Below are 24,028 nucleotides of genomic sequence, written 5' to 3'. Positions count from 1 at the left end.
GCAATTATAAAGGAATTAAAGAAAGCCATGGATAGTTCCATGGCTTTCTTCGTTAGGATTTTTAGAAATCAATTAATAAGTAACAACGGATTTAGATAGAGTGAGTTTTTCATGGTTATCTTGACTGGTAATGATCAAGATGTTACCATAAGGTCACGTGAAACATGTTACCGTTTGGTCACGTGTTAAACTTTCATTCATAACGAAAGGGCCGATGTAATGAGCGACGAGCTATCCACCGTTTTTAAGGCACTGGGACATCCAATCCGCAGGGAAATTCTCGATATTCTTAAAATATCGCCAAGAACGACCGGAGAACTAAACGAGCACTTTCCTGAAGTCACAAGGTATGCCATTATGAAGCATCTAAAAATTTTAGAGGAAGGCCATTTAGTTTTGGTGCGGAGAGAAGGAAAATATAAAATGCATTTTCTTAATGCAGTGCCCCTTCAGGAAATGCATGAGCGCTGGGTAGGTAAATACATGCAATCCGCAGCCAGCTCGCTGTTGAATTTACGGAGGGCCGTTCAAGATAAAGGAGGAGACAAACCGATGGATTCAGCAAAGGAGTTTCGCATTGAACAGGAGATATTTCTTGATGCACCACGAGATGAGGTATTTAGGGCATTAACCGAAAAGGTGGAAGAGTGGTGGGAGTTTCGCATAGCTCCAAAAGGAGTAACATCCCACTTTACGTTTGAGCCTGTTCCAGGCGGACAATTTACCGAAAAATGGGGTGAAAAAGAAGGCGCAGTCTGGGGGAATGTATACTATGTGAATGCTCCTGAAGAAATAAGGCTGCACGGCCATCTTGGCATGCATGGAGCGGTAAATAGTGCCTATACGTATCGTCTTCTTGAGAAAGAAGAAGGGACGCTGCTGCAGCTTTCCCATACAGCGTCTGGTGTTATTCAGGAGCAATGGGAAGAGGAGCATTCCAAGGGATGGGAATACCTGCTTGGAACCCTGCTAAAAAAATACGTAGAATCTAACTAATTCTGGAGGACAAGATGGTATGTAATCACAGAAATAACAATTAATTGTCCTGTTTCACAAGTGTCAGAGTATGCTTCAAATCCCGATCATGCTCCTGAATGGTATGTCAATATACATGCTGTTGAGTGGAAGACACCAAAACCGCTTCAACTAGGATCACAGATTGCTTTTAGAGCGAAGTTTCTTGGCCGGGAACTTGCTTATGTTTACGAAATTACTGATTATATTCCAGATGAAATATTGGTAATGAAAACTGCAAATGGTCCATTTCCAATGGAGACTATCTATACATGGCAAGCGATCGAAGAGAATCATACCCGCATGACATTAAGAAATAAAGGAAACCCAAAAGGCTTTAATAAGGTCATGTCTCCATTGATGGAACCGATGATGAGAAGAGCAAATATGAAGGATTTGAAAAAAATCAAAGCCATACTTGAAAAATAATTTTTATCATCCATCCGGCAGGAAGGTTTTTCTGTGAGTTTACATGAGGTGTATGCCCTATGCAGCTTTAAAAAGGCTGTTTAAAGTGCTAGGCACCTTATTAATAAGCTGCAGTTTTCACCTTAAAGCATGCGTATGGCGACACTAATGCCTCATTATTCAATTCGCAATTATTAAACCGTCCAATCCCTATCAAACCAAAATAAGCCGCCCTATTTAGGGCGGCTTATTTTGGTTATGTTCCCCTTTTTTATAAAACTGAATTTATAGGAGATGCTCCTTTTAGCAGATAAGGGCAGCACCATTCTCATCATTTTTTAATGATATTTTAAACATTGAAATAATTCCTATGATTGATGGCGGAGAAGGGTTTGCTAAAACCATTAAGAGATTAAAAGGCGGACATTTGATTTACGTGGATGCGACCGGTCCTGTCGGCAAAAAGGTAAATGCCCATTTCGGCATTTTTGCAGAGAATGGTGAAAAGACTGCTGTTATCGAGATGGCTGCAGTGGCAGGTCTGAAGCATGTTCCGCTGCAGGAGCGCAATCCTTTACTGACGACTACTTATGGGGTAGGGGAACTGATACTTGCTGCTTTGGATTTTGGAGCTGACCGTATTTTGATCGGCTGCGGCGACTCCGGCACTTCAGATGGGGGGGCAGGGATGGCTCAGGCACTTGGTGTCCGATTTTTGGATGGTGATGGGAATGTGGCCGAAATAAAGGGAGGTGCTGATTTATTAAGAATAATGCAAATCGATGACTCAGGCATGGACAAGCGAGTCAGACAAATAGAAATTGACGTGGCCTGCAATTGGAAAAATGTTTTATGCGGGAACAATGGAGTAGCGAGGATATTTGGCCCGTAAAAGGGTGCAACCAAAGAGCAGGTAATAATATTATCTGAAGCAATGGAGCACTATGCGAATCTTATAGAAGAAAGTTATAGGTTTGATGTCAGATACCTCGAGGGAAGCGGTGCCTCAGGGGGGCTCGGGGCAGGTTTGGCTGCATTTGCTGGCGCAGTGCTTCATCCACGTTTCAGCCTTATAAGAAAATACATAAAAATAGAGGAAAAAATTGCTACCGCTGACATCGTGCTGACAGCGGAAGGGAGCATCGATTTCCAGACTCCAAATGGAAAAATACCGACTGAGGTCGCCCGAATTGCCAAAAAATACGATATACCCGTCATAGCCATCACAGGTACGGTTGGAAAAGGGGCATCATTGAATTATGATGCCGGCATTGATGCTTTTTTAAGCATTATTCCAAAGCCGACATCTCTGGAAAAAGCAATTCTGTATGCTCCTCAGTGGATTGAGGACAGTACAGAATCAGTCATGCGGCAAGTGGACATTGGCTATAAAATGGCCTCCAGAAGCCGGATCAATGAAGGGGCTGTCTAATATGCAGACTAGAATGGAAAAGCATGGGCAATCCGGCCATCCATCATTTATGCTTATAGACCGTATTTCCGGGAGAAGCCTGGCCATAATCAGCGCCCATGTCATCTTTTTTCTGATGATTGCCTTCGTTGATGGGGTTGATTATAAAGCAAAGTTATCGATTTTCTTTTTTCTCTCCGCTGTGACACTATGGGTTTCAACAAAACTCCCTGCTGGATTCATTGCACTTGCCAGTGTAGTATTCATCATTTTAATGAAAGGAGCGAGCCAGGAGCTATTATACCTGTCCCTTTCGGAGGAAGTGGTATGGCTGATGGTCGGGGCATTTATCATTGGGGAGGCTGTTGAACAATCAGGTTTAACCGAACGGTTCATTCAGTTTACCCTAGGAAAAAGCCGGACGCCGGCAAAGCTGAGAAGGGGTATGATATCCTTTCTTTTCGCTTCTGTTTTTATTATTCCTTCAACATCCGCCCGAGCTGCCATGGCAAGGCCGCTCATCATTCATCTGGCAAGCAGGCTGACAGCAAAAGAGAAAAAAATTCTTACAATCACATTGCCTATCGTCATTTTAATGAGTACATCGGCTGCACTTATTGGTGCTGGTTCCCATGTTATTGGTGTTGGGCTTTTGGAAACTGCGGCTGGCCAATCCATCTCCTATTTGCAGTGGCTAATGTGGGGGCTGCCTTTTGCATTGTTTATGACAATCGTGAGCTCAATAGCCGTTAAGCGGATGATGAGGGGCGATAAGGATTTGGAAGAATCACCTGTTATACCTAATATACAGGATACGCGAGCTCGAATGCTTACAGGAGCGGAAATTAAAACTCTAATAATGGTTTCTCTTCTGATCATAGGATGGATGACTGATAGTTTCCATGGATATGATCTTGCATTTGTTTCCATGATTGGGGCAATTGCGCTGACCATGCCGAAAATTGGGGTAATTACCTGGAAACAGGGGGTTAAAGCAGTTTCTTGGAATTTGATTCTTTTTGTTGCAGCCGCTGCCGCACTAGGAAAAATTCTTGTTGTAAATGGTGTGGCCGATTGGATGGAAGGAAAGATTACAGGCTTCCTTCAAATCTTCACTGATGCTCCGGATTGGATTATGGCAGCAGTGATTCTTATCATCACCGTCACCAGCCATTTATACATTACATCCCATACAACAAGGGCCATTGTTTTGGTTCCAGGTATCATTCTGTTTAGCCAGTCAATGGGAATGAATCCGCACGCAGCCGTCTTTATCAGTTTAATAGGCATGAACTATTGCATCACTTTTCCAGTAAGTTCTAAGGCACTGCTCCTTTTTTATGAAGATGATGAATTAAGTTATGATGCAGGTATTTTAGCCAGGTTAAGTGCTATCCTAATGCCGCTGTACATTTCCATTGCTGTTATTTTCTATTGTACTTATTGGCAATGGACGGGGATGAGTCTATATTGACTGAAATCCTAAAATTGCTTCATGTCAAATGGAAGAAGCAATTAAACTAGCAGGGCTGATTGTAACAAGAAAGCTCTTTTCAACAGATGCCCTCTATATGATTATGGCTAAAAAATTTTAACTAAAAATGTGGAAGAGGAAGGTGTGAATTTTCTTCTTCTCCTCTCTTTGGCGGGGCAGTATAGACCCAAGGAGGAGCAGTGTATGAGATTTTGGTTCGCTTCTTATTATCAACTTGTAATCGTGTCGGGTTTATACAGGAGAGGAAAACGTTACCTGCACTGATACCATCAGAGAGCGTTACTTGCTTTAGTTCCGGTGCTGTATTTGATTTTATGCCAATGATGTTTAAAAATAAATTTTGATTGCTATGTTTCTAGCGTATGCCTTTTTCCTATTTGAACTGTTTATCCTGCAAATAGGAACCGTCTATTTTCACTTGTATCTAACCTATATCTCTGAATCACCCGTATTAATTTTGGTAAACGGATCTTTTTGTTTATTTTCAGAAAAAAGGAATTCAGCAAGAGCAATAGGAGGATAAGAAGACGCCTTGTACTTTTTTCCATAAGCATTATAATAGATTTGTAAGCGATTACGTAATTCGAAGGAGGAGACTATGGGCAGATTAGTGCATTTTGAAGTTCATGTGGACGACATGGAGCGCGCCAAGAAGTTTTATGGCGAAGTATTCGGATGGTCATTTCAGGATTGGAGTGAGTATGCCGGAATGCCTTATTATGGAGCAGTGACTGGAAATGAAGAAGAGCTGGGCATTAACGGAGCTCTGATGCAAAGGCAGGGACCTCCTCCAGAAGCTAATCAAGCGTTAAACGGATATGCCTGCACGATGGGTGTGGAGGACTATGATGCAGCTGAAGCCAGAATCATTGAGAATGGCGGCACTGTCGCATTGCCGAAGTATGCTCTTCCTGGAATGGCTTGGCAGGGTTACTATAAGGATACAGAAGGGAATATTTTCGGAATTCACCAGCCGGATGCAAATGCCAAGTAAGTCTATCTAAACTTATAGCATCAAATGGAAAAATACATAATTGAAAAAAGCCTTCTCCATCGAGAGGGCTTTTTTGTTGAGGAGCCAGTCAAATGACTGACTCCTTTATTTAGTTATCAGGCACTGATTTTCACAATTTTTCCTTCTTTGCGTTTCTTTGCATATTCAGCAGTTGCGGTAAATAGAACATCTGAAGACGAGTTAAGGGCCGTTTCACAAGAATCCTGAAGAACCCCAATGATGAATCCTACACCTACAACCTGCATCGCGATGTCATTCGGTATACCGAATAAGCTGGCTGCTAAAGGGATGAGAAGAAGGGAACCGCCTGCAACACCTGAAGCACCTGCGGCAGATACTGCTGCTAATAAGCTAAGAATAAGGGCAGTTGCAAAGTCCACTTGAATGCCAAGTGTATGGACAGCTGCAAGAGTCAGAATAGAAATCGTAACAGCTGCACCTGCCATGTTAACCGTTGCGCCTAATGGGATGGATACGGAATAAGTATCTTCATCCAGCCCAAGCTTTTCGCATAAGCTCATATTTACAGGAATGTTCGCTGCCGAGCTTCGCGTAAAGAATGCTGTAATTCCGCTTTCTCTCAGGCATTTAAATACTAGAGGATATGGGTTCCTGCGAATATTTAAGAATACGATGAGCGGATTCACAACAAGAGCAATAAAGAACATGGAACCCAGAAGGATTGCAAGCAGTTTTCCGTAATCAAGCAATGCTGAAAGACCATTGGTGACTATCGCATCAAACACTAGACCCATAATTCCGATTGGGGCGAAGCTAATCACCCATTTCACTAGAGTCGAGATGGCATCTGAGAAGTTTGCGAGCATGTTTTTTGTTGTATCAGCAGCTTTTCTTAAAGCAATGCCGAGGAGGATCGCCCAAGTCAGAATACCGATATAGTTGCCATTGATCAGTGCATTGACCGGGTTGTCCACTACGTTAGTCAGGAGAGTTTTAAGAACTTCTGCTATCCCTCCAGGAGGTGTTACATCCTGAGCTCCGGGAGCAAGTGACAGGGTAACCGGAAAAATAAAGCTAGCAACTACTGCGACAAATCCAGCAAGAAAAGTACTTAAGCCATAAAGGGCGATAATAGATTTCATATTCGTCTTATGGCCGCTTCTATGCTTGGAAATGGCGTGCATTACCAGGAAAAATACCAATACCGGCGCTACAGCTTTTAATGCGCCTACAAAAAGCGTGCCGAAGATAGTGATCCATCCCGCTGCTTTAGGGATGGTCAAAGCCAGGGCGACACCTGCGATAATGCCCAGCAGAATTCTTTTGACCAGGCTTATTTGGTTCCACTTGCTGATTGCGTTTTTCATAGAATTCCCTCCGAAGTGATTATTATATAAAAGAGAATAATTGCTTTTCACTGTTATTTGACAGTGATATTTGTTAGTTTAACACAAATATTATAAATTGTGCGATAAATTATTATATTGAAATATCTGTCAAACAGCTTTTATAAAGATAGATTGCTGATGCTATTGGTTTCACTGGTTTATTTTTGTGGAAAGATAATAAATAATTCAATACTTTTTTCGCTTGTGGAATATGAGCCTTTCTATAGCCGCAATCTAAAATTGTACATAAAATTGAAAGATGAGGTACACACCATGACAGGAATTCTACTAGCCCTCATAGCAGCGGTTTCCTGGGGCAGCATTGTATTTGTCAGCAACAAGCTTGGCGGGGACGAGGACAGCCAGACACTTGGTACGACAATAGGAGCCCTGATATTTGCCATCGCTGTCTATCTTTTCAAGAGGCCGGATTTGTCCAATATCGTATGGGCAGTCGGCTTTATTTCTGGGTTGTTCTGGTCGATCGGGCAGAAAAATCAGTTTGGGGCAGTCCGCTATTTAGGGGTTGCCAAGACAGCTCCGATGTCCACAGGTCTGCAGCTTATTGGAACAACTTTCTTTGGGGTATTCATTTTTAAAGAATGGGAAACAAGGATGAGCATTATCATCGGGGTTACCTCTTTGGTCTGCATTATTGCCGGTGCCGTTCTGACTTCTCTGAAACAGGGGGATGACAAGGAACGGGGAAAAAGTCTCAAGAAAGGATTGCTTGTACTGCTTTTATCGACGGCAGGTTTTGTGGGCTATGTCGTTTTAATCCGCTGGTTTAATGTTGACGGCTGGTCTGCGATTCTGCCGCAGGCAATTGGAATGGTAACAGGAGCATTCCTCATAACTCTGCGCCGCAAGCCATATAACAAATTTGCTATAAGGAATATCATTACGGGCCTGATTTGGAGCACTGGGAATCTGGGATTGCTGCTTTCACTGCCGAAAATCGGCGTTTCCACCAGCTTTTCACTTTCCCAGACCGGAATTGTAATATCGACCATTGGCGGGCTTTTCTTTTTAAATGAACGCAAAAGCAAAAAACAGGTGTTTATGGTTCTCCTGGGCTGTTTGTTTATTATCGCAGGGGGAGTTTTGCTGGGCTTTACGAAAAAATAAAAATAAGGGAGCGGATCTTATGTATCCAAGTCTTGAAGGGAAAGTTGTTCTTATTACCGGCGGAGCGACCGGGCTCGGGAAGGCAATGGCTGAGCGATTCGGTGCTGAAAAAGCGAAGGTAGTCATCAATTATTTCAATGAGGAACAGGAGGTACAGGGTATCATAGAAACAATTGAAAAAGCAGGCGGAATAGCCTCTGCCATCCAGGGGGATGTTACAAAGGAAGAGGATATTAAAGGAATAATAGCCCATACAATTAAAACGTTTGATTCTCTCGATGTTATGATCAATAACGCGGGAATCGAAAATGAAGTCCCATCTGAAGAACTCACCCTGGAGGATTGGAATAAAGTTATTTCAACGAATTTGACTGGACAATTTCTAGGCTGCAGGGAAGCTATTGATTATATGCTGGAAAACAAAATAAAAGGCTCGATCATTAATATGTCATCTGTTCATCAGGAAATTCCCTGGCCCCATTTTGTTCACTATGCCGCAAGCAAAGGCGGGGTTAAATTGATGACTGAGACTCTTGCTCTTGAATTTGCTCCGCACGGGATCAGGGTGAACTGCATTGCCCCCGGTGCTATCGATACACCGATTAATGCTGAAAAATTCTCAGATCCTGAATTGAAAAAAGGTGTCCTTGAGCTCATTCCTATGGGCTACATCGGCAAGCCCGAAGAAATCGCAGCTTGTGCAGTGTGGCTGGCTTCCAAAGAAGCTAGCTATGTTACCGGATTGACATTATACGCTGACGGGGGCATGACACAATATCCCGGATTCCAGGCGGGAAAAGGATGATGGAAAAAAGCCCTTCTCAATAATGAGAGGGGCTTTGAAGTTTTATTTCAAATCAAAAAACACTGTATTTCCAACCCAGGAATCATACTCCATTTTGGCATCCTCGCCTGTTTTTACTAAACCTGCTATATACCCTTCCTTCTCGTTTCCTTTATACATTTCAAAAGAAAAATCAGGTTCTGCTGTAGCGACAGTATCGCCGCTGTATATATCGCCGTTCTCACTGACAAATTTAAAGTTCATGATTCCATCGATGGTGAATGGATGGTCTTCTGTTTCAGAGTCGGCAACCTTTACTTTGCTTTTTACAAGAACCCATTCATACCCTTCCGGTGCATTCTCGTTAAACTCATTCATTTTCTTCAGTTTTTGCTGTGCATCCTGTCCGCGTAGGACCTCTTCCACTGACAGCTCGATTATTGTTTTATATTCATTTGATGAATTATCGTAGGTGACCGTTTCAATCGCAGCCATCTCATTTATTTTTATAGGATTGGAGCGGGAGCCGATCTTGGAATCACCTTTCTTCTCCTCAGGCTTCGCACTTTGCTCCTCGCCATTTTCTTCTGTTTTGCTTTTGGTTGATACATCTTCGGTTTCACCGCACGCAGTTAAAAACAATACAGACACCAAACCTGCCACAGCCAATTTTACCAATTTCCCATGTTTCATATTGATTCCTCCAGTTAGTTATTTTGATCTCTACAAGGAAAATAGTAGCAAGGAGAGTGCTCAAATTTTTTGGAGGGTGAAAGATATAAATAAAAAAATCCGGCCTCTCAATGAGGGCCGGACCTGAAGGGGTAAAGAAAAAGGGCTGTATGATGTTTCGGTACAAATTTATTGTAATACGTAAATGTTAACAAACTATGAACGGGGTGCGGACAAATTATTAAATGATGGTACAATCATGCTGGACAAAATCCTGGCAGCAGAAATTGGGTTTACCAATAATTCTGGAGTTTATCTATTCAATACCTGAGGGATCCGGACCTGCAGGAGGGACATACAAATCAGCTAAGGCAATCAGCTGGACAAGCGGCGGTAGACTATCATTAATTTTAAGCAAGCATAACACTGATAAACTCGTTGATAAAGCCTTCATAGTCAAGTTTAACGGCTATTCTTGTCTTTCCCTTCTGACTTCCTGGCCGGATATCAATGTATGATAGACCCTTTCCCTCTACAGTTCCATCTATGACACTTACGTCGTAATAAATGTATTCTGCTATAGCAGGATTATTGATGATCATGATGGTAAGCAGATCGTGAATAGGTGCTCCTTGAATGCCGGGAACCAGCTTCTGATAAGCCTTATAATAGTACTCGAATATAGGTTTTAATAACGAAGTGAAAGGGTTCGCAACAGTATTTGTTACATATTCCACTGTTTCCATGGTCAATAAGGCGAATCCTGTTACATTTAAAGGGGTAATCGTTAGGTTATTGGCAAATTTACAGACGTAATTGGAAGAAGCAGGATCACCATAAAAGTTTGCTTCTGCAAGGGGTGTAACGTTCCCGGGAACAAAGAAAGCACCGCCCATGATATAAAAAGCCCCCACTTGTTTAATCTGTTCGTCAAAGAGTATAAAGGCTGTCGCCAAGCTGGTTGATCTTCCGGTATCAACAATAATCAAATCTTTTTGATACTTTTCAATAAGGATACGTATTGTATCAAATGGATAGGTTTGATATTTCATATCTGATGGGGGCTGGATAGGCCCAAGGCCTTCGGCTCCATGGATATCCGGGTAGTACGTGACTTTTTCCTGCTGAACAGGTTGAGCAGCACCAGGAATAATAGGAACATTTTTTTGTCCAGCCAGATCAAGCAGATAATAAGCATTGGCTGTAGCCTGGTCCTCAGTTACATTCCCATAGCTTGTAACAAGTCCGACCAGTTCAAGATATGGATCCAGCAATGTATAAATGATCGCTAAGGAATCGTCAATTCCAGGGTCACAAAATAATAAAATCTTTTTTGTTTTTCTCTTTACCAATTGAACCCCTCCCATATTTGCTTATACAAAAATATTCATTAAAGACTTTTAATATGTTGATAAAGAAAGGGCTGAAAATAAAAAGCGCCCTTTCCCTAAAAAACTGAAGGGAAAAGCGCGGGTCTTCTTTTCTATTTTCTTTTCTGAGCCTTCATTTTGTTCGCTTCCAGTTCTGCAGCATATTCTTCATATGTTTTACCCTGCTTCTGGCTTTCCGATTGAATTTTCTTGAACTTGTTATCATTTAGGTTCGGCACGTCTACACCTCCCTTTGGACATGAGTATTTTTAAACAAAGGGGTGAACATTATTCCAACGAATTCAAAGAAGAGCTTTTAAGGATAATGGTTTCATTTCCATTTTACAGGGTATGATAACATCGGCAGTATTTTTATTTTGGAAACATCTCCAATACATAACACTCATGGTAAAATCGGGAATATTTTTCTGGAAAAGAGGAAAAATATGGTCATTCACTTTAAGGAGGTTTGAATGTGGCAGAGAACAAAGATATGAATCCAGAAAATGATCAAGAAGTAAAGCGTGAGACCTTGACGACTCGGCAGGGGCACCCTGTAACTGATAACCAAAACATCCGCACGATAGGCAATCGGGGACCAGCGACCTTGGAGAATTACCATTTCATTGAGAAGATCTCCCATTTTGACAGGGAAGAGGTACCGGAGCGTGTGGTGCACGCAAGAGGCGCAGGGGCATTCGGTTACTTTGAGACATACGGAAAAGTTGGGGATGAACCGGTCGAAAAGTATACACGCGCAAAGGTTTTTTCCGGTGCAGGAAAGAAGACGCCATTGATGGTACGCTTTTCTACTGTAGCAGGAGCAAAAGATTCACCCGAAACTGCCCGTGATCCGCGCGGCTTTGCGGTAAAAATGTACACCGAGGATGGAAACTGGGATTTAGTGGGGAATAACCTAAAAATTTTCTTTATTCGGGATGCTATGAAATTCCCTGATATGATTCACGCATTCAAGCCAGATCCTGTTTCAAATGTGTCAAATCCTGAGAGGATGTTTGACTTTGTGTCCCGGACACCTGAGGCCACACATATGATTACATTCCTGTTTTCACCTTGGGGAATTCCCGCTACATACCGTCATATGCAAGGCTCCGGAGTCAATACGTATAAATGGGTGAATGAAAAAGGGGAAGCGGTACTGGTGAAATATCACTGGGAGCCGAAACAGGGCATCCGCAATCTGACACAGGAAGAGGCAAACGAAATTCAGGCGAAAAATGTCGGTCATGCCACACAGGATTTATTTGAGTCGATTAAACGGGGAGATTATCCGGAATGGGAGCTTTTTGTGCAGATTATGGAGGATGATTATCATCCAGAACTTGATTTTGATCCCCTTGATGATACGAAGCTATGGCCGGAAGATAAGTTTCCTTGGCTGCCTGTTGGACGAATGGTGCTAGATCGCAATCCAGTGGATTACCATGCAGATATTGAGCAGGCTGCATTTGGAACAGGGGTACTTGTTGACGGAATGGATTTTTCCGATGATAAGATGCTGCAGGGCCGGACTTTCTCTTATTCCGATACACAGCGCTATCGCGTAGGGGCAAACTATCTGAAATTGCCGGTAAACGCGCCAAAAGCACCTGTGCGCACAAACCAGCAGCGCGGCCAAATGGATACACGTGACCCTAAAGAATCGGGAGAAAATCCGCATATTAACTATGAGCCATCGATGAAGGGCGGCTTCAAGGAAGCACCTGAAGAAGGGCGCACACCGCATCGGCCAACCTATAATGCTGCAGCCATGAGCGCACCTATCGATCGTCCAAATAATTATGGTCAGGCAGGCCATACCTACCGGAGCTTTGAAGATTGGGAGCGCGATGAATTAATCAAAAACCTATCTGAAGCACTCGCGGTATGTGACAAACGTATCCAGGATGCTATGTTTGAGCATTTCACACAGGCTGATGAAGATTATGGCCGCCGCGTGAAGGAAGGAACCGAGAAAGTAATGAAAGAATTGCTGGCAATGAGCGGGGAAGAGCAAGTGCCTGGCCGTGACGCTGGAAGATCAAAATATGGCCAGGGTTCGATCGCTGAGAACCAGGCAGCAAAGGAAGCTGTTGAGAAAAGCCGCGAAACGGATCCATATTAATATGAAGCTAGAGCTGTCCAGAAGATGGGCAGCTTTTTTTGTTTTCGTTTTTTACAATTTTAAATGCAGGCAGGTAGGACTTCTTCCCGGTTTTGTAGAATAATCTCCTAAACTATATAGCCAGAGGTGCCGAATGAAACCAATCATAGGGGTTACATCAAATTTAGATGACTTGCAGCTTTCCGTTTCAATGGATAATATCCATTCATTATTAAACGCTGGGGCCGTTCCGGTTGTTGTGCCTAATCTTCTGGAAGATGACAAAATTGAAAAATTAGCTGAAGAGCTGGATGGGCTGCTTCTTACGGGTGGAGGGGACATCGATCCCACCCTATTTGGTGAAGAACCCCATCAAAATCTGGGAAGCATCTGTCCGGAAAGAGACACGTTTGAAATTCGCATTATTCAAAAAATGCTGGTTCTTGATAAACCGATTTTAGCCATATGCAGGGGCTGCCAAATCCTCAGTATTGCTGCTGGAGGTGATATGTATCAGGACATCTACTCCCAGATGGGAGTCCCTCTTTTGCAGCATGCCCAAAAAGCACCCCGGTGGCATGCGTCCCACTTTGTGAATGTAAAAAGAAATTCTCTTCTGCACAGAGCCACTGGTGCGCAAAGTTTTAAAGTAAACAGCTATCATCATCAGGCTGTCCGCAAGATGCCCGAAAACTTTGAAGTCTGTGCCGAAGCAAATGATGGAGTCATTGAGGCATTTGAGAGTAATAATCATAGCTTTGTATTAGGGGTACAGTGGCACCCTGAATGCATGACACAAAAGAATGATGACCCATCCATAGCTATTTTTGAGGCATTTATAAAGGCTTGCAGACAATAAAACCAAAAGGTAAAAAACCGTCGCATTTTCCATTTTTGCGACGGCCCTTTTTAAATTCCTTTCTCTAAAAAATTCTCCGCACCGCCGATAAACTCCCGCACCGCAAACGATAAGTACTTATCCTTTTTCCAAATCATCCCGAGCTCCAAATTTACAGCAGATTCAGAGATAGGCAGAACAACGAGGTCCTGGCAGTTTATATTCTGACAGATTTTACTTGGCAGCATAGTGATCCCCAGTTTTCCTTCAACCATCCCCAGCAGGAAGTCCTTTTGTGAGCTTTCACAGACGATATTGGGCTGAAATCCGCTTTTCGAGCATTCCTCAATAATCAGGTCGTAAAGGGTGAAATCTTTCCGGTAGAGTATAAAGGGCTCATTTGCCAAATGTGAAAAGTGCACCTCACTTTTTGATGCCAGCGGATGTTCTCGGTGAACAATGAGCATTAAGGGGTCCTTTAAAACATTAATAATTTCAAAGCTGCTGCCTTGTGCAGGCACTGTGCAAATAAGACCAATATCCAATGTTCCATCGTCTACTCCCTTTTTTATTTTCTTTGTGCCAACCTCTGTTAATTTAATTTCGATCAATGGGAATTTTTCTTTATATTGGCTGATGAGCTTTGAAAAAAAAGCTGCTCCTACAATAGGAGGGATGCCAATTTTGATTTCACCGCTCTTCAGCTCCGTAACATCTGTTAACTCCAAAGCCAGGTTTTTAAATGCCTCCAGCACTTTCTTTGCATTGATCAGCACCGCTTTTCCCGCATCCGTTAATTCAAGCTGCTTCGATGACCGGTAAAAAAGCGGCACTCCCAGTTCGCCTTCGAGGTTTTTTATGGCTTTGCTGATGGACGGCTGGGTGACATGCAGGGTCTGGGATGCTTTTGTGAAGCTTAAGTGGTGAGCTACTTCAGCAAAGTATTCCAAATGCCGTATATCCAAAGATATCACCCCTTCATATAACCAAAAGGCATAATGATTATAGTTTATATGTATTTCATTTATGGATACCACTCATTATATAATAATCTACAACAATATAATACTGAAAATTGACAATATTCAATTTGGGGAGATGGTTAAGATGGATCTGCAGAAAGAATCTTTATTGCTTCATGAGAAGTTTCAAGGGAAGTTATCAATTGATGTGAAAATGCCGCTGAACAGCATGAAGGATTTAAGTTTAGCCTATTCCCCAGGAGTAGCAGAGCCGTGCCGAAAAATTCATGACAAGCCTGAGAAAGTCTATGATTATACAATAAAAGGCAATTTAATCGCCGTTGTCTCTGACGGAACATCGGTGCTGGGGCTTGGCGATATTGGCCCTGAAGCCTCTATGCCCGTCATGGAGGGGAAGGCTGCACTATTTAAAGCTTTTGCAGGAATTGATGCCGTTCCGATTTGCCTTGATACGAAGGATCCCGAAGAAATTATTAAAACAGTCAAGCTGCTGCAGCCTTCCTTTGGCGGCATCAACCTGGAAGATATCGCGGCACCTAATTGCTTTTACATTGAAGAACGCCTTAAGCAGGAAATGAATATTCCCGTCTTTCATGATGACCAGCATGGAACAGCAATCGTAACGGCTGCCGGTTTAAAAAACGCTTTAAAGCTTGTTGATAAACAAATGGATAAAATAAAAATTGTTATCAATGGGGCAGGTGCCGCAGGAATCGCGATTATCAAACTGCTCCTCAATATGGGTGTTAAAAATATCATCATGTGCGATACAAAGGGAGCGATTTATGAAGGAAGGCAGGAGCGAATGAACCCTGTGAAAGAGTCTGTGGCGAAAATCACCAATCAGGATAAACGCCAGGGACCGCTTGAAGAGGTTATAATCGGCGCTGATGTGTTCATCGGGGTTTCATCTGCAGGAGCTTTAACAAAGGAAATGGTCCAGACAATGAATCAGGATTCCATTATTTTCGCCATGGCAAATCCGGTTCCAGAAATCATGCCGGAAGAGGCGAAGGAGGCAGGGGCTATAGTGGTAGGAACAGGACGATCTGATTTGCCTAACCAGGTGAACAATGTCCTCGCATTCCCGGGGATTTTCAGAGGAGCTTTGGACGTAAGGGCTACTGAAATTAATGAAGAAATGAAGATGGCAGCTGTCGAAGCCATCGCCGGATTAATCGACGCTGCAGACTTATCACCGGATTATGTAATACCAGGACCACTCGACAGCCGAGTTGTTCCGGCTGTAAGGGATGCCGTTGTTAAGGCAGCACAGGAAACAGGCGTAGCACGCATCGAGATCCTGAAAAGTCCTACATTAAGCAAATAGCTTAAATTTACCAGAGGAAGCATGTTCAATTATCGTATCAATCAGAAAATGAATTACTTTGATCAGTTTCTCCTCGAGGAATTCTAAACAACTAGCATCCTATCAAATAGAAGACGGATAAAGTAACTTTGAAGTGCCTGTTATGGCGCTTTTTTTTTGAAAAAAGAGACCATTTTGTTTTAGCTTTGAGCGATTTTTAAGTGATAGATAAAAAATGGGATAAAGGGAAAATAAAATAATCGAAGAAATATATAGTAATGCACCTAAAACAAAAAGCTAAAAATGAGGTGATCCTATGGAGGCAGATAAACTTCCGTTTCCGTTCTTTATCGCTTCTCCTGACGATTGCATCTCCTATTGCAATGAATTCTTCCGGCATAGCCTATCTATTGCTGAAATCGATCATATGTATATTCGGGACGTCTTTGAAAGCTGGGTTGAGTTAAGGGGAGGACAGCTGATTCATGGGTCTTATCAGAATAAGGATTGTATTTTCATTAAAAGCAGGCTGCCTGATTCAGAAGAAATCGTCTATATTGGAACGTTTTCCTCTGAGCTGACATCCTTAATTGAGGAGTTGCGGGAAGCGAAGCGTGTGAATTGGGAGCTTGATGCTACGATTGAAAATTCTTATGACGGCATTTATATTACGAATAAGGAAGGCATTACGATAAAAACGAATTCTGCGATTGAAAGATTAACTGGGATTCCAAAAGAATACTATATAGGGAAAAAAGTCGATGCTTTAATGAAGAGAGGGATTCTGAAAAATTCCGTAACACACCAGGTCCTGGAGAAAAAACGAAGCGTTTCCCTTGTCCAGCAAAACTTCTTGGGGAAAGAAGTCCTGTTAACCGGAAATCCCGTTTTTAATGAGGAAGGTGAAATACAAAGCATTGTTACCAATATTCGGGATTTATCCGAGTTGAATGACCTTCAGTCGGCTCTATTAGAAGCGAATCAATTAAATAATAGCTACAAAAAGGAAATCGAGAGGCTTAAAGGAAGGTCCTACGGGGCTAAGGATGTTGTCATCAGAAGCAAAGTGATGAAAAGGGTTTATGACACTGCTTCCAGAATATCCAATGTTGATGCTACTGTGCTGATTCTCGGTGAAACCGGGACTGGGAAAGATGTTCTCGCACGGTATATTTATGACCAAAGTGATAGAATCAGAAGCGGTGATTTGATAAAGATTAATTGCGGGGCCATTCCGCCTGACTTGCTGGAATCAGAGTTATTTGGATATGAAGCCGGTGCGTTTACGGGTGCCAGTACAAAAGGGAAGGCCGGCATGTTTGAGATGGCAGATAAAGGAGTTCTCTTTCTTGATGAGGTAGGTGAGCTGCCCCTTCAATTGCAGGTTAAGCTCTTGAGAACCCTCCAGGAGCAGGAGGTACAGCGGATTGGTGGAACCAGACCGAAGAAAGTGAATGTACGCATCATCGCTGCAACAAACAGAAACTTAAAGGAAATGGTTTTGAATGGAGATTTTCGTGAAGATTTGTTTTATCGTCTGAATGTGATTCCGATTTCAATTCCTCCTCTTAGTGATCGAAAAGATGAAATTCTCCCGCTTGCCGAATATTATCTTGAATTAAAGAACTCCCAATATAGAGTACATAAAAAGCTTTCTTCCGGTCTTAAAGAGTTTTTTTATCATTACACATGGCCAGGGAATATTCGTGAACTAGCAAACTTAATTGAGAGAATGGTTCTTATTACGGATGAAGATAATCTGCTCCTAAGTCATCTGCCTGCAGAATATAAGAATAAGAATGGGGAAGCCATTGAAGTAAATGAAATGATGACGCTAAAGCAAGCAGCAGAATTGGCGGAGGAGAAAGTTCTTCAGCTGGCTGTCAAAAAATACAGCACAACATATGAACTGGCAGAAGCACTTGATACAAGTCAGCCGACAATAGTAAGAAAATTAAAAAAGTATAATTTGAATTTTATGAATAAAGAATAAAGGAGGCACTTATGAAAATTGGAATAATGGGAACTGGAGCTGTCGGGGGTTTTTTTGGGAGTTTGCTGAAGAGGTCGGGCCATGAGGTAATCTTTATTGCCAGAGGGAAAAATTTGGAGAAAATGCAGCAGGAAGGTTTGAAGGTTTATAAAGATAATGAACTAATCCATGTGGACGGCAGTTTTTCAAATGATGTAAACGATTTAAAAGGATCCAACCTTATCTTATTTTGCGTAAAATCTGTTGATACACTTGAGGCTGCCCGCCAGATTGCAGAAGCATGCGGTCCGGAAACCCATATTTTAACGCTGCAGAACGGAGTAAGCAATGAAGAAATATTAAGCTCTGTGTTTGGCCCGGAACGGGTATTCTCTGCTGCCACTTATGTGCAGGCCCAAACGAAGGGCCCCGGAGTGATTCAGCAAGCCGGATTTTATCAGCTTGTTTTTGGAACCTTGCATGCATCGGGAGAAGATGACAGCCGCCGATATGCTGAGCTGTTTACGAAATCGGATATCCCTGCTAAAGTATCGGATCATATCTTACAAGCAAAATGGAAAAAGTATATTTGGAACATCACCTTTAATCCTTTATCAGCTGTTACTGGTGCTTCTGTTGGCGATATTTTGGACAGCCCGGAACTGAAAAAGCTGGCAAAAGGAATTTGTGAGGAAGGTATCGAGGTGGCCGGCAAACTCGGGCTTAGCTTCCCTCCCTCCTATTCTGAAGACCTCATTATTCGCTCAGAAAGGGCAAAGAGCCATAAAACATCCATGCTCCAAGATTTGTTAAACGGCAAGAAATTAGAGACAGATGCTTTGACAGGCTTTCTCATTCGGAAAGCTGAAGAAAGGGAAGTTTCAGTGCCATACACAGAAACCATACACAGTCTCCTCAAATTTTTGGAAAGAAAAGCATAATGAATCAATTGCCAACCGCTATTTAATAAAAATAGCGGTTTTCTTATTTTGGCAAATGATGAATGATTCAAAAAAGAATTCGGTGATTCAATTTTGAATCATGCGGTACAAACTCATAATATGTCAAACTTTCTATCTTTTGATTCATTAATGAATCAATTTATTTTTAAAAATATTCAAACTATTGTAAATGAAGGGTTTTCAGACTTGGCACAGTTATTGCATATTGATTTATATAAATAAAATGGGGGAGGACATACATATGATTGCAGCACTTCCGCAGGAAATTGAACAAATGAAACAAATGGTTAAAAGCTTTGTAGAAAGGGAGGTTGAGCCTTTTGCCCAGCAGATTGAAGATGAGGACAGAATTCCGCAGCACCTGATTGAGCAGGCAAAAGAATTGGGCCTCTTCGGAATGAGCATTCCCGAGGAATATGGCGGTATCGGATTAAATGCTGTTGGCAAAGCAGTTGTCCTTGAACAATTGGGGAGAACACACAACGGCTTCGTCAGCCTGATCAGTGCCCATACCGGAATTGGCAGCACAGGACTCGTTAAGCTTGCCTCTGAGTACTTGAAACAAAAGTATTTGCCTGATATGGCGGCAGGAAGAAAAGTTGCTGCATTCGCTCTTTCTGAGCCTGGTGCTGGATCAGATGCCACTAATTTGGCAACACGCGCAGAGAAAAAGGGAAGTAATTGGATTATTAATGGAACAAAGCATTTTATCACAAACGCACCAGTGGCAGATGTTTTTACCGTTTTTGCCTTAACTGACAAAGAAAAAGGTGCCAAAGGAGGCATCACAGCCTTCCTGGTTGAAAAGAATTTCCCCGGATTCACAATTGGAAAGCAGGATAAAAAAATGGGTTTAAGAGGTTCATACACGGCCCAGCTGATTTTTGAAGATTGTGTTGTACCAGAGGAAAATGTAATTGGCCAAGTCGGCAAGGGATATATTTCAGCACTGAAAATTCTTGGCGAAGGACGTGTAGGACTGGCTGCAAGATCAGTCGGATCGTGTGATAAATTGATCGAACTCTCCTCCTCTTATGCAAAAGAAAGAATCCAGTTCGGGAAGCCAATTGCAGACAATCAGGCTATCCAGTGGATGCTGGCTGACATGGCGACGGAAACAGAGGCTGCAAGGGCATTGACATTGCGCGCAGCGATGATGATTGATGAAGGAAAAAAAGTGATCAAAGAAGCCTCGATGGCCAAGTTATTTGCGTCTGAAGTTTTTAATAAAGTAGCTGACAAAGCTGTACAAATTCATGGAGGGATGGGATACGTTTCCGACTATCCGGTGGAACGTTTTTATCGGGATGCAAGGATTACAAAGATTTATGAAGGAACAAACGAAATTCAGCGTCTGATTATTGCAAGAAGAATTCTGGAAGAGGTTTGATGAAGGATGGCAAACCAAAAAGAATTGTTCAATATCAAAAGCAAAGTTGCCTTGATCACCGGCGGGGGAAGGGGGCTTGGACGGCAAATGGCCGAAATATTTGCTTCCTCCGGCTGCCATATCGCCGTTTGTTCGCGTAAGCTTGAACAGTGCGAAGAGACCGCCAGAACCTTAGCTGAAACATTCGGTATTCAGGCTAAAGGGTATGCCTGCAATATCCAAAATGAAAACGATGTCAAAGAAACGGTAAGGCAGGTATTATCCGATTTCGGACAGATTAACATACTCGTAAACAACAGTGGTGCCACCTGGGGAGCAGCAGTTGAAGAAATGCCTCTCAATGCCTGGGAAAAAGTGATGAACGTTAATCTAACTGGGATGTTTCTTATTACAAAGGAAGTAGGAAGGCATATGATCGAACGGCAATCAGGCAAAATTATCAACATTGGTTCTGTAGCTGGTTTAAAAGCAGAGCCGCCTCAGGTGCTGAATGCAATTGGCTATAGCACAAGCAAGGCAGCTGTCCATCACTTTACGAAAGACCTTGCCCGTAAATGGGGTCAGTATAATATTCATGTCAATGCGATTGCACCTGGATTTTTCCCGACAAAAATGACAAACCATGTTCTGAGCGAAAAAGGGGATGAAATCAGGAAGCATAATCCGCTCGGCAGAATTGGGGATGATGATGCCTTAAAGGGCGCTGCCCTTTTTTTCGCCAGCCCTGCCAGTGCATTTGTGACTGGCCAAATTCTGGCAGTTGATGGCGGCAGCTCGCTTTAGTCCGTCAGTATTATAACCGTTAAGGGAGGGATAATGATGGTTCAAGTACAGGAGTCTAAAATCATTGATACTTCTATAAAAGTGAAACCCGCCTATATTGAAGAACTATGGCATTCCCGAAAGGAGGGGTGGAATAATGCCAGGGTATTTTTGCTGATTATTTCGCTGCTGGCAATCGGGATGTCGGTTTTTCATGTTTATACGGCAGGATTTGGAACTCTGCCTTCATGGGAACAGCGAAGCATTCACGTTGTCTGGGCCTTGCTTTTGATATTTCTGTTATTCCCGTTTAGAAAAGGCAAGAAATTTGGTGCAATAGATGTTCTGTTTGTCATCCTCACTCTTGCCATAGGCGCCTATTGTCTGTTTGGAGCTGAAGGAATACAGAGCAGGCAGGGGAACGTGGGTCAGTATGATATGATATTTGGCACGATTTTAATTGCCCTTGTGCTAGAAGCAACCCGAAGGACGAATGGGCTGGCTATGATGCTGATTGGATTGTTATTTCTTGTTTATATTTTTTTCGGGCAATACTTCCCAGGCATCCTAGCGCATCCGGGTGCAAGATACGGCAAGATGATAGACCAGATGTTTAATAGTACGCTTGGTATTTTCAGCTCGCCCATCTATGTGAGTTCGACGATCCTGGTGCTGTTTGTTGTGTTTGGATCGTTTTTGATGAAATCGGGAGGAGGGCAGTTTTTTACCAACTTTGCTTTTGGTGCACTTGGGAAAAAAACGGGGGGTCCTGCCCTTTCCGCGGTTGGTGCAAGCGCCCTTGTTTCTACGATTACAGGAAATGGAGCCGCTAATGCAGCCATAACTGGTTCTTTTACGATCCCGTTGATGAAAAAGCTCGGCTATTCCAGGAAATTTGCCGGGGCAGTTGAGGCTGTAGCCTCTCAGGGCGGACAAATTATGCCGCCAATCATGGGGGCATCGGTATTCATCATGGCGGAAGCTACCGGTGTTCCTTATATTAAACTGGCATTATATGCGCTCATTCCCGCGATTATCTATTTCCTGATTGCTGGCTTTATCGTCTATTTCCATGCTAAGCGCCTAAAGCTTGCGGGCATTCCGGAAGAGCAGCTGCCTGATCCAAAGAAGATCCTTTTGCGGGAAGGGTATTTGTTTTTGCCAATCTTCATCATTATTGGCTTAATGATGTACGGGTACAGCCCGATGAAAGCAGGGTTTTATGCGATCCTGCTGACTATCGCCATCAGCTGGATCAGGAAGTCAACAAGGATGAACCTTTTATCCATCCTGGCAGCGCTTGAAGACGGGATTCGCGGGTCACTGGCAGTCATTGCCGCCTGTGCGACAGCCGGCATTATTGTCGGGGCAGTATCTCTTACAGGACTGGGCCTTAATTTTTCAAGATTTGTCATTGACCTTGCAGGCGGCCAATTGTTTCCGCTGCTTCTCTTAATTGGCTTAGCGTCCATTGTTCTGGGAATGGGGATGCCAACTGTTTCAGCCTATGTCATTCTCGCAGTTTTGGGAGTGCCGGCACTAACCGACGCGGGTGTCAATTTGATTGCAGCCCACATGTTTGTCTTTTATTTTGGAGTCCTGTCAGGCTTGACGCCGCCTGTTGCCATTACTGCTTACACAACAGCGGGAATAGCCGGATCTAACCCTAACGCTACAGCCTTCTACGCAATCCGGATCGGTGCGGGTGGATTTCTTATCCCCTTCATTTTCGTCTATAATCCGCAGCTGTTGCTTCAGGAAGGAAGTGTCTTTGGAATTACGCTCGCGGTTGTAAGCGCTTTATTCAGCTGCTTTATTTTTTCTGCGGCAATAGAAAATTATCTGGTCAATGAAATGAACTTGGTGCAGCGGGCTTTGCTGTTTATTTCTTCCTTTACATTGGTTGTGCCAGGTTTACTTTCGGATATTGCGGGCATAGCCATTTTCATCCTCGTTTATTTCATGAACAAACGGACGTCTGCAGCAGGCAATGCAAAAGAATTGAATGCTTAGTAAAGAAGGAGAGGAGAATTAATCATGAAAAAATTGTCTTTAACGCTATTGCTGATTATTTGCACGTTCCTTTTGGCGGCCTGCGGTTCAGGTGGAAAAGAAGCATCTGGGGGAGAAGGAAAACTTGAAGCTCCGGGTAAATTCCTTCGAATCGGTTCAGGTCCGATGGGATCGGGCTGGTTTCCGATTACGACCATTATGTCAGAGGTTTATATGGATAATTTCAGCGGATTGAATGCATCACAAATTGAGGGCGGATCAACGGCCAACTTAAAATCAATGGATGTCGGCGATATTGAAATGGGTATTAACTATACTTCAGATTTCTCAGATGCCATTAAAGGAGAAGGCAGCTTTGAGAAAAAGGTCGACACCATTGCAAGTGTGGCTTCATTGTACCCTGTCTATCAGACGATCGCGACTTTACAGAAATCTGAAGACATTAATTCCATTGAAGATATTGTGGATAAGCATATTTTCCTTGGTCCTAAGGATGGCGGCGGGCCAGTCGCATTCTGGCGAATGATGGAGGAGTATGGAATTAACGAGGAGAAAATCAAGAAAGCCGGCGGCAAAATTTCCTATGGAAATTATAATGACGGAGCTTCCATGCTGGCAGATGGAAATGTCGATGTGTTCCTTGGAGGCGGGGCTCCAGCAATTGCATCCTTGCAGGAAATTGAAATGACAAACCCTGTAAAAGTGCTGCCGATCGATCAGGATAAACTTGAAAGCATTAGCAAGAAGGACTACGGAATATCCTTTGATAATCTGCCTGCCGGAACCTATAAAGGCCAGGAGAAGGATATTCCAACCTATACGGCCGTTTCAATGCTTACAGTTCAAAAAGAGCTGGATGAGGAATATGTTTACAATCTTACAAAATTATTTTGGGACAATATGAGTGCCTTTGAAAAGCAAATACCTGAACGGGCAAAGCATTTCACTCTGGATACTGTTCTTGATGGTATTGACCCTGAAACTCTTCATCCTGGCGCGAAGAAATATTATGAAGAAAAAGGGGCCCTTAAATAAAAATAAGGAGGTGA

The 24,028-nt window shown here is 42.9% G+C and carries 20 protein-coding genes and 1 pseudogene; 16 read left to right on the top strand and 5 right to left on the bottom strand.

Going from position 1 to position 24,028, the window contains the following annotated elements; all coding sequences use genetic code 11:
- The first annotated feature begins 219 nt into the window (after positions 1-219).
- The 5 genes and pseudogenes from DFO72_RS08145 to DFO72_RS08125 all read left to right on the top strand — a co-directional run bounded on the left by DFO72_RS08145 (position 220) and on the right by DFO72_RS08125 (position 5,322).
- Positions 220-996, top strand: coding sequence for an SRPBCC domain-containing protein (locus DFO72_RS08145; protein ID WP_113884057.1), 777 nt, complete (start codon positions 220-222; stop codon positions 994-996).
- A gap of 24 nt (positions 997-1,020) precedes the next feature.
- Positions 1,021-1,443 carry an SRPBCC family protein gene (locus tag DFO72_RS08140; protein WP_113884056.1) on the top strand — a complete coding sequence of 141 codons (423 nt, stop codon included), beginning with the start codon at positions 1,021-1,023 and terminating at the stop codon, positions 1,441-1,443.
- Between the two features lie 289 nt (positions 1,444-1,732).
- Positions 1,733-2,854 (top strand): annotated as a pseudogene (locus DFO72_RS08135) (glycerate kinase family protein).
- Between the two features lies 1 nt (position 2,855).
- Positions 2,856-4,307, top strand: coding sequence for an SLC13 family permease (locus tag DFO72_RS08130; RefSeq protein WP_113884055.1), 1,452 nt, complete (start codon positions 2,856-2,858; stop codon positions 4,305-4,307).
- Between the two features lie 619 nt (positions 4,308-4,926).
- Positions 4,927-5,322 carry a VOC family protein gene (locus DFO72_RS08125; RefSeq protein WP_113884054.1) on the top strand — a complete coding sequence of 132 codons (396 nt, stop codon included), beginning with the start codon at positions 4,927-4,929 and terminating at the stop codon, positions 5,320-5,322.
- A 116-nt stretch (positions 5,323-5,438) separates the two neighbouring features.
- On the opposite strand, the gene sstT is transcribed toward DFO72_RS08125, so the two are convergent.
- Positions 5,439-6,671 carry a serine/threonine transporter SstT gene (gene sstT / locus DFO72_RS08120; protein WP_113884053.1) on the bottom strand — a complete coding sequence of 411 codons (1,233 nt, stop codon included), beginning with the start codon at positions 6,669-6,671 and terminating at the stop codon, positions 5,439-5,441.
- Positions 6,672-6,965: 294 nt separating this feature from the next.
- Between sstT and DFO72_RS08115 the strand changes: the two genes are divergently transcribed.
- Both DFO72_RS08115 and DFO72_RS08110 read left to right on the top strand, forming a co-directional pair.
- Positions 6,966-7,820 (top strand): GRP family sugar transporter, encoded by an 855-nt coding sequence (locus tag DFO72_RS08115; RefSeq protein WP_113884052.1) that lies wholly within the window; start codon positions 6,966-6,968, stop codon positions 7,818-7,820.
- A gap of 19 nt (positions 7,821-7,839) precedes the next feature.
- Entirely contained in the window at positions 7,840-8,625 is a 786-nt protein-coding gene (locus DFO72_RS08110) for a glucose-1-dehydrogenase (RefSeq protein ID WP_113884051.1), read from the top strand.
- Between the two features lie 42 nt (positions 8,626-8,667).
- Here the strand turns inward: DFO72_RS08110 and DFO72_RS08105 are convergent, their stop codons facing one another.
- The 3 genes from DFO72_RS08105 to DFO72_RS30380 form a co-directional block, all read right to left on the bottom strand.
- A complete protein-coding gene (locus tag DFO72_RS08105) occupies positions 8,668-9,297 on the bottom strand; it encodes a hypothetical protein (protein WP_113884050.1) in 630 nt (209 codons plus the stop codon).
- Positions 9,298-9,686: 389 nt separating this feature from the next.
- On the bottom strand, positions 9,687-10,643 hold the full coding sequence (locus DFO72_RS08100) for a nucleoside hydrolase (protein WP_113884049.1): 957 nt from the start codon (positions 10,641-10,643) through the stop codon (positions 9,687-9,689).
- A gap of 116 nt (positions 10,644-10,759) precedes the next feature.
- On the bottom strand, positions 10,760-10,885 hold the full coding sequence (locus tag DFO72_RS30380; protein WP_258549827.1) for a hypothetical protein: 126 nt from the start codon (positions 10,883-10,885) through the stop codon (positions 10,760-10,762).
- Between the two features lie 236 nt (positions 10,886-11,121).
- On the opposite strand from DFO72_RS30380, the gene DFO72_RS08095 reads away from it, so the two are divergent.
- Both DFO72_RS08095 and DFO72_RS08090 read left to right on the top strand, forming a co-directional pair.
- The gene (locus DFO72_RS08095) at positions 11,122-12,771 is read left to right on the top strand and encodes a catalase (RefSeq protein WP_113884048.1); all 1,650 of its coding nucleotides are present in this window, start codon (positions 11,122-11,124) and stop codon (positions 12,769-12,771) included.
- A gap of 133 nt (positions 12,772-12,904) precedes the next feature.
- A complete protein-coding gene (locus tag DFO72_RS08090) occupies positions 12,905-13,609 on the top strand; it encodes a gamma-glutamyl-gamma-aminobutyrate hydrolase family protein (RefSeq protein ID WP_113884047.1) in 705 nt (234 codons plus the stop codon).
- A gap of 50 nt (positions 13,610-13,659) precedes the next feature.
- Here the strand turns inward: DFO72_RS08090 and DFO72_RS08085 are convergent, their stop codons facing one another.
- Entirely contained in the window at positions 13,660-14,553 is an 894-nt protein-coding gene (locus DFO72_RS08085; protein ID WP_113884046.1) for a LysR family transcriptional regulator, read from the bottom strand.
- Between the two features lie 142 nt (positions 14,554-14,695).
- Between DFO72_RS08085 and DFO72_RS08080 the strand changes: the two genes are divergently transcribed.
- From DFO72_RS08080 to DFO72_RS08050, 7 genes are all read left to right on the top strand, one after another.
- Positions 14,696-15,901 (top strand): NAD(P)-dependent malic enzyme, encoded by a 1,206-nt coding sequence (locus tag DFO72_RS08080; protein ID WP_113884045.1) that lies wholly within the window; start codon positions 14,696-14,698, stop codon positions 15,899-15,901.
- A gap of 295 nt (positions 15,902-16,196) precedes the next feature.
- A complete protein-coding gene (locus DFO72_RS08075) occupies positions 16,197-17,873 on the top strand; it encodes a sigma-54 interaction domain-containing protein (RefSeq protein ID WP_113884044.1) in 1,677 nt (558 codons plus the stop codon).
- A gap of 11 nt (positions 17,874-17,884) precedes the next feature.
- A complete protein-coding gene (locus DFO72_RS08070) occupies positions 17,885-18,793 on the top strand; it encodes a ketopantoate reductase family protein (protein WP_113884043.1) in 909 nt (302 codons plus the stop codon).
- Between the two features lie 262 nt (positions 18,794-19,055).
- Positions 19,056-20,204, top strand: coding sequence for an acyl-CoA dehydrogenase family protein (locus DFO72_RS08065; RefSeq protein ID WP_113884042.1), 1,149 nt, complete (start codon positions 19,056-19,058; stop codon positions 20,202-20,204).
- 6 nt (positions 20,205-20,210) lie between these two features.
- Entirely contained in the window at positions 20,211-20,987 is a 777-nt protein-coding gene (locus DFO72_RS08060; RefSeq protein ID WP_113884041.1) for an SDR family oxidoreductase, read from the top strand.
- A 33-nt stretch (positions 20,988-21,020) separates the two neighbouring features.
- On the top strand, positions 21,021-22,979 hold the full coding sequence (locus DFO72_RS08055; protein WP_113884040.1) for a TRAP transporter permease: 1,959 nt from the start codon (positions 21,021-21,023) through the stop codon (positions 22,977-22,979).
- A 24-nt stretch (positions 22,980-23,003) separates the two neighbouring features.
- Positions 23,004-24,014 carry a TAXI family TRAP transporter solute-binding subunit gene (locus DFO72_RS08050; RefSeq protein ID WP_113884039.1) on the top strand — a complete coding sequence of 337 codons (1,011 nt, stop codon included), beginning with the start codon at positions 23,004-23,006 and terminating at the stop codon, positions 24,012-24,014.
- Positions 24,015-24,028: the final 14 nt, after the last annotated feature.

The sequence above is a fragment of the Cytobacillus oceanisediminis genome, from assembly GCF_004366035.1.
GTDB lineage: Bacteria > Bacillota > Bacilli > Bacillales > Cytobacillaceae > Cytobacillus > Cytobacillus oceanisediminis_C.
The sequence above is the reverse complement of the archived record's forward strand: the minus strand, read 5'-3'. Positions and strand labels throughout refer to the sequence as shown.

Bases quoted from the DNA above. Each gene is read 5' to 3' on its own strand.
- DFO72_RS08090 (WP_113884047.1), top strand. From the start codon at position 12,905: ATGAAACCAATCATAGGGGTTACATCAAATTTAGATGACTTGCAGCTT.
- DFO72_RS08055 (WP_113884040.1), top strand. From the start codon at position 21,021: ATGATGGTTCAAGTACAGGAGTCTAAAATCATTGATACTTCTATAAAA.
- DFO72_RS08060 (WP_113884041.1), top strand. From the start codon at position 20,211: ATGGCAAACCAAAAAGAATTGTTCAATATCAAAAGCAAAGTTGCCTTG.
- DFO72_RS08070 (WP_113884043.1), top strand. From the start codon at position 17,885: ATGAAAATTGGAATAATGGGAACTGGAGCTGTCGGGGGTTTTTTTGGG.
- DFO72_RS08105 (WP_113884050.1), bottom strand. From the start codon at position 9,297: ATGAAACATGGGAAATTGGTAAAATTGGCTGTGGCAGGTTTGGTGTCT.
- sstT (WP_113884053.1), bottom strand. From the start codon at position 6,671: ATGAAAAACGCAATCAGCAAGTGGAACCAAATAAGCCTGGTCAAAAGA.
- DFO72_RS08050 (WP_113884039.1), top strand. From the start codon at position 23,004: ATGAAAAAATTGTCTTTAACGCTATTGCTGATTATTTGCACGTTCCTT.
- DFO72_RS08115 (WP_113884052.1), top strand. From the start codon at position 6,966: ATGACAGGAATTCTACTAGCCCTCATAGCAGCGGTTTCCTGGGGCAGC.
- DFO72_RS08125 (WP_113884054.1), top strand. From the start codon at position 4,927: ATGGGCAGATTAGTGCATTTTGAAGTTCATGTGGACGACATGGAGCGC.
- DFO72_RS08100 (WP_113884049.1), bottom strand. From the start codon at position 10,643: ATGGGAGGGGTTCAATTGGTAAAGAGAAAAACAAAAAAGATTTTATTA.
- DFO72_RS08065 (WP_113884042.1), top strand. From the start codon at position 19,056: ATGATTGCAGCACTTCCGCAGGAAATTGAACAAATGAAACAAATGGTT.
- DFO72_RS08110 (WP_113884051.1), top strand. From the start codon at position 7,840: ATGTATCCAAGTCTTGAAGGGAAAGTTGTTCTTATTACCGGCGGAGCG.
- DFO72_RS08130 (WP_113884055.1), top strand. From the start codon at position 2,856: ATGCAGACTAGAATGGAAAAGCATGGGCAATCCGGCCATCCATCATTT.
- DFO72_RS08075 (WP_113884044.1), top strand. From the start codon at position 16,197: ATGGAGGCAGATAAACTTCCGTTTCCGTTCTTTATCGCTTCTCCTGAC.
- DFO72_RS08145 (WP_113884057.1), top strand. From the start codon at position 220: ATGAGCGACGAGCTATCCACCGTTTTTAAGGCACTGGGACATCCAATC.
- DFO72_RS08080 (WP_113884045.1), top strand. From the start codon at position 14,696: ATGGATCTGCAGAAAGAATCTTTATTGCTTCATGAGAAGTTTCAAGGG.